This window comes from Quisquiliibacterium sp., from assembly GCF_982640115.1.
Genome location: NZ_CEXFHW010000253.1, coordinates 1 through 4,212, shown reverse-complemented (window position 1 = coordinate 4,212; position 4,212 = coordinate 1). Strand labels below are relative to the sequence as shown.

Below are 4,212 nucleotides of genomic sequence, written 5' to 3'. Positions count from 1 at the left end.
GGTCGATGCGCGAGACCCGACCGAGCCAGCCCAGGCGCCACTGCAAGGCGGCGATGTCCATCACGGCAAGGCGCTGGCCCGGCGCGGCGCCCGGCACGCTGCCGGCCACCCGCAGGCGCAGCCGCAGTGCGCCCGAGGCTGCTTCCAGGGTGTCGCCGGGCTTCACGCCCCATTGGGTCTGCGCCGCCGCCGACAGGAACAGCGCATCCGCGTCGAACAGGCTCGAGGCCGATCCCTCACCCTCGGCTGCCGGCAGCAGACCGGGCGTGACCTCGGCCGCACGCATGGGGTCGATCCCGAGCAGCTTCAGCGACTTGCCACCGACGCTCAGGCTGGTCTCGATCACCGGGCTGGCCGCGGCGATGCCCGGATCGGCGAGCAGGGCCGGGTAGATTGCCTCGTCGATGCCGGCCGCGCGCGCCGACACCGTGGCATGCGCCTCGCCATTGACCACCGCGAGGGCCTGACCGAACTCCGCGACCGCGCTGCGGTTCACCAGATCGATGGCCAGCCCGAGCGCAACCCCGATGGCGATCGCCAGCACCGCGATCCCCAGCCGGCCCGGCTGGGCGCGCCACTGGCCGGCGAGCAGCCAGCCGAGGAGGCTGGCGCGGGCCCGCCAGCGCACGGCTGCGCTGTGTACCGCGGCCTCAGCCGGGACGCAGGATGCCGTCATGCAGTTCGAGGCGACGGTCGCAGAAGGCCGCGGCCTGGGTCGAGTGGGTGACCATCAGCAGCGCCGCGCCGCTGGCCGCGATCTCGTCCTCGATCAGCCGCAGCGCGCGCGCCGCGGTGGCCGGGTCGAGATTGCCGGTGGGTTCGTCGGCCAGCACCAGGCGCGGCCGGTGCACCAGCGCTCGCGCGAGCGCCACCCGTTGCTGCTCGCCGCCCGAGAGCTCGCGCGGCAGGCCCGCGCCCCGCCCCGCCAGTCCAACGCGGGCCAGCAGGGCGTCGGCCCGCGTCAGCGCCTGCGCCCGCGGGCAGCCCTGCAGCAGCAGCGGCACCGCCACGTTCTGCGCGAGGGTGAGATGCGCGATCAGGTGAAAGGCCTGGAAGACGAAGCCGAGGGCGTCGCGACGCCGTGCGGCGCTGGCATCGGCGCTGCCGGCGGGCAGCTCATGTCCGTCGAAGCGGATGCGGCCTTCATCGGGGGTGTCGAGGCCCGCAACCAGGTTGAGCAGCGTCGACTTGCCCGAGCCCGATTCGCCGAGCAGGGCCACACGCTCGCCGGCATGCAGGCTCAGCCCAAGTCCGCGCAGGACCCAGCGCCCGCCGAGACGACGGCCGACATCGGAGAGTTCGAGCAGCGGTGGCGCGGTCATGGCATCAGGCGCCCGTGCGATGCCCCGGCAGGCTCCCGGGCCCGGCGGTGGGGCCTCGCGGCTCGCTCAGGCGGAATCGCCGTCGCCAGCCACGCCGCTCATCACGGCATTGAAGCCGCCGTCGACATAGGTGATCTCGGCGGTCACGCCGCCGGCAAGGTCCGACAGCAGGAAGGCGGCCACGTTGCCGACATCGTCGATGGTGACATTGCGGCGCAGCGGGGCATTGCTCTCGACCAGCGAGAGCATGCGCGAGAAGCCCTTGATGCCGCTGGCGGCCAGCGTGCGGATCGGGCCGGCCGAGATGCCGTTCACCCGGATGCCGCGCGGTCCGAGGCTCTCGGCCAGGTAACGCACCGAGGCCTCCAGGCTGGCCTTGGCCAGCCCCATGGTGTTGTAGTTGGGCACCATGCGCTCGGCGCCGAGATAGCTCAGGGTGAGCAGGGCGCCGCGGCGACCCTGCATCATCGGCCAGGCCGCCTTGGCGAGTGCCGCGAAGCTGTAGCTCGACACATCGTGGGCCACCCGGAAGGCCTCGCGCGACAGGCCCTCGAGAAAGTCGCCGGCGATGGCCTCGCGCGGCGCAAAGGCGATCGCGTGCACCAGGCCATCGAGCCCGTCCCAGCGCGCACCCAGCGCGGTGAACAGGCCCTCGATCTGCGCGTCTTCAGCCACATCGCAGGGGAAGATCAGTTCCGAGCCGAAGGCCGCGGCCATCTCGGCCACCCGGTCCTTGAAGCGCTCGTTCTGGTAGGTGAAGGCGAGTTCGGCGCCCTGCTCGTGGCAGGCCCGGGCCACGCCATAGGCGATCGATCGGTTCGACAGCAGGCCGGTGATCAGGATGCGTTTGCCGGCGAGAAAGCCCATGGGATGGATTCCTGTGCGGGACCGGGAAGCCCGGCGGGTGGTCAATGGCGGCGGATTCTCTCATGAGCCCGGCCCGGGGCCGACCCGGCTTCGTCATAGAATCCGGGTTTTGCCCGCCCGGACGCTGCCCGTGGCCGGTATGCCTCCCGGGAGCCCCCATGTCTGCCTGCCATCCGACGCCCCCTCGCCGGTCCCTGCCGTCGGTCCTGGTGATCTGCGGGGCTGTGCTGGCACTGGCCGGCCTGCCGGCGGCAGCCCAGTCCGTCGCCGACAACCCCTACGGACTGGCCGCGCTCTGGAGTGGCGCCGACCTCGTCGCCAGGACGGTGCTGCTGATCATGCTGATCATGTCGATGGGCAGCTGGTACCTCATCGTCACGCGTGCGCTCGACCAGGCCCGGGTGCGGCGTCAGGTCGGCTCCCTCCAGGATTTCTGGCAGGCCGAGTCGGTCGCCGCCGGCGTGGCTCGCCTGGCCGAGGGCAGCCCCTTTCGCCTGGTGGCCGAGGCCGGTCTGTCGGCCGCGCAGCAGCACACCGGCCTGGTCGCGCAGATGGCTCCCGAGGAATGGATCACCCTGTCGATCCAGCGTGCCGTCGACCGCGCCCAGAGCCGCAGCCAGGATGGCCTGTCTTTTCTGGCCACCGTGGGTTCCACCAGCCCCTTCGTGGGTCTGTTCGGCACGGTCTGGGGCATCTATCACGCCCTCACCGCCATCGGCGTGGCCGGCCAGGCCTCCATCGACAAGGTGGCCGGCCCGGTCGGTGAGGCGCTGATCATGACCGCCATCGGCCTGGCGGTGGCGGTGCCGGCGGTGCTCGGCTACAACTGGCTCGTCCGCCGCAACCGCCTGATCATGGACGAGGTGCGTGGCTTCGGTGCCGACCTGCTCGCGGTCATGATTGCCGCGCCGCGCGCCAGGGCGGGCTGATCCATGGCCATCGGGGTCGGGCCCTCGGCCGATGGCGATGACGAGGTGATCGCCGCCATCAACACCACGCCGCTGGTCGATGTGATGCTGGTGCTGCTGATCATCTTCCTCATCACCATCCCGGTGGTCACCACGTCGGTCGCGCTCGAGCTGCCCCGAGAGACGGTCGAGGTTCGCGAGTCCCGGCCCGAGAACATCGTGGTCTCGGTCGACCGCGAGGGTGCCATCTACTGGCACGACCTGCGTCTGGGCGGTACCGCCGCGCTGCGCGAGCGGCTCGCGGCCGTGGCCGGCCTGCAGCCGCAGCCCGAGGTGCAGATCCGCGGCGACATGGCGGCCGACTACGAATCGGTGGGGCGGGTGCTGCTTGCCTGTCAGCGTGCCGGCATCGCGCGGGTCTCGTTCATCACCGAGCCGGCGGCTCGCTGAGGTCCTCCTGGAACCGGTCATGTCCCCGCCGAAACGCCGGACCCTGCGCCGCGCCGACGCCGATCCGGCGGTGCTGGTCGAGATCAACACCACGCCGCTGATCGACGTGATGCTGGTGCTGCTGATCATGCTGATCATCACCATCCCGATCCAGCTCCACTCGGTGAACCTCAATCTGCCGGTCGGACCCCCGCCGCCGGTGCGCGAGGAGCCGGAGGTGGTCCGCATCGATGTCGACGCCACGGGCATGATCCGCTGGCAGGGCACGGCGCTCGCCGGTCCCGAAGAACTCGCCGCGCGCATGGCGGCCGCTGCCGCCCAGCCGGTGCAGCCCGAGATTCACCTGCGCCCCGACCGCAAGGCCCGCTACGAGGTGGTCGCCGGCGTGCTTGCCGCCTCACGCCGTGCCGGTCTGACCCGCCTCGGCGTGGTCGGCAGCGAGCAGTTCGCCGAGTGAGTGCGGCCACGGGTTCCTGGGTGGCGATGCAGCGTCGTCGCCGGCTGCTCGGGCTGGGCGCGGTGGTCGGCGTGCATCTGGTCGCCGGCGTCGCGCTCATGGCCGGTCTGGGCCGCAAGCCGACCGACAACCCCGAGAAGCCCGTGCAGGCCCGGCTCATCCAGGAGCCGCGGGTGATCCCGCCGCCGCCCCCGCCGCCCCCGCCCCC

5 protein-coding genes and 2 pseudogenes are annotated in these 4,212 nt (G+C 72.0%); 4 read left to right on the top strand and 3 right to left on the bottom strand.

The window, feature by feature from the left end:
• The 3 genes and pseudogenes from AC2H6A_RS18310 to fabI form a co-directional block, all read right to left on the bottom strand.
• Positions 1 to 628: pseudogene (locus tag AC2H6A_RS18310) on the bottom strand (ABC transporter permease); the annotation flags it as partial.
• A 22-nt stretch (positions 629 to 650) separates the two neighbouring features.
• Complete coding sequence (locus AC2H6A_RS18305) at positions 651 to 1,322, bottom strand: ABC transporter ATP-binding protein (protein WP_484275153.1); 672 nt, start codon at positions 1,320 to 1,322, stop codon at positions 651 to 653.
• Between the two features lie 66 nt (positions 1,323 to 1,388).
• Positions 1,389 to 2,189, bottom strand: a complete 801-nt coding sequence (fabI, locus tag AC2H6A_RS18300) for an enoyl-ACP reductase FabI (RefSeq protein WP_484275152.1) — start codon at positions 2,187 to 2,189, stop codon at positions 1,389 to 1,391.
• Positions 2,190 to 2,347: 158 nt separating this feature from the next.
• On the opposite strand from fabI, the gene AC2H6A_RS18295 reads away from it, so the two are divergent.
• The 4 genes and pseudogenes from AC2H6A_RS18295 to AC2H6A_RS18280 all read left to right on the top strand — a co-directional run.
• On the top strand, positions 2,348 to 3,118 hold the full coding sequence (locus tag AC2H6A_RS18295; RefSeq protein WP_484275151.1) for a MotA/TolQ/ExbB proton channel family protein: 771 nt from the start codon (positions 2,348 to 2,350) through the stop codon (positions 3,116 to 3,118).
• 3 nt (positions 3,119 to 3,121) lie between these two features.
• Entirely contained in the window at positions 3,122 to 3,547 is a 426-nt protein-coding gene (locus AC2H6A_RS18290; RefSeq protein ID WP_484275150.1) for an ExbD/TolR family protein, read from the top strand.
• 19 nt (positions 3,548 to 3,566) lie between these two features.
• Positions 3,567 to 4,004 carry an ExbD/TolR family protein gene (locus AC2H6A_RS18285; protein ID WP_484275149.1) on the top strand — a complete coding sequence of 146 codons (438 nt, stop codon included), beginning with the start codon at positions 3,567 to 3,569 and terminating at the stop codon, positions 4,002 to 4,004.
• Positions 4,001 to 4,212 (top strand): annotated as a pseudogene (locus tag AC2H6A_RS18280) (energy transducer TonB); the annotation flags it as partial. The gene AC2H6A_RS18285 and the pseudogene AC2H6A_RS18280, both read left to right, overlap by 4 nt.